This is a genomic window from Halorubrum sp. SP9 (genome assembly GCF_005435015.1).
Lineage (GTDB): Archaea > Halobacteriota > Halobacteria > Halobacteriales > Haloferacaceae > Halorubrum > Halorubrum sodomense.
Genome location: NZ_SGXU01000172.1, coordinates 1 through 847 on the forward strand (window position 1 = coordinate 1; position 847 = coordinate 847).

The following is an 847-nucleotide window of genomic DNA, read 5'->3' on the forward strand; positions in this document are numbered from 1 at the left end:
AGGCGAGCGTAGATATGAAGCGTAATACAGGTCACGTAGACGGTGAAGAAGCCGAACTCGCTGTCGCAGCCCATCTTGTTCGTCAAGGATGTCGAGTGTCCTACACCCACGGGTTGTACAAATACGACCTCGTTGCTGACAAAGGCGACGAACTCCTCCGGGTACAGGTCAAGAAAGCGAACCAAAACAACAAGAAACCCTGGAAATATCGGCTGTTCACGGAACAGTATCAGGATGGGCAGGTCGATATTTTTGCCGGGTATATCGTTGAGGAGGACAAGGTATTCTACGTTGCCTTCGACGAAGTCGGGAGAAATAATTTCAGGATAAATACAAAAGACAGGACGGAAATGAGCGACCACAACGCGAGCGAAGCAAATCTACTCGAGGACTATACGTTCGACCGAGCATTTCGTCAACATATGTCTGATACAGAGGCGGAAGAACAGAATGAGACATCGTCATCAAGCCCAGTAGAAGGGCAATGAATTCGTTCAATCCTGGCGACTCGATACGCCTGAACGGTACTTCGGCCGAGGTCATCAAAACATACTCAGTCGGCGATATTGAGTACCTGCGAGCGTACGTCGAAGATGCAGGTGTGAAGACCGTCTGTATTGACGATGTCAGGATTGAATCAAAACCCGACCAACTCGGCGAGCTGGAACCAGCGTCAGCCGATCGACTGCATCCAGACCACGAAGCCGTCTCTGCTGAGTGGTTCGACCTGCGTTCCCAGGCCCTCCAGCTTCAGATCGCCCACGAACAAGGCCAGCTACTGAGCATCTCGAACTCACTGGTTCGGCTCGAACCGTACCAGCTCGCCGCAGTCAACTGGGGGATGCAG

The 847-nt window shown here is 52.1% G+C and carries 1 protein-coding gene and 1 pseudogene; both read left to right on the top strand.

Translation table 11 applies throughout. The annotated features are described in order from the left end of the window. Nucleotides 1-488: group I intron-associated PD-(D/E)XK endonuclease (locus EXE45_RS17045; protein WP_206750493.1), on the top strand; the 488-nt coding region annotated here is incomplete at its 5' end. Continuing rightward, nucleotides 485-847, top strand: a pseudogene (locus EXE45_RS17050) (helicase); the annotation flags it as partial. The gene EXE45_RS17045 and the pseudogene EXE45_RS17050, both read left to right, overlap by 4 nt.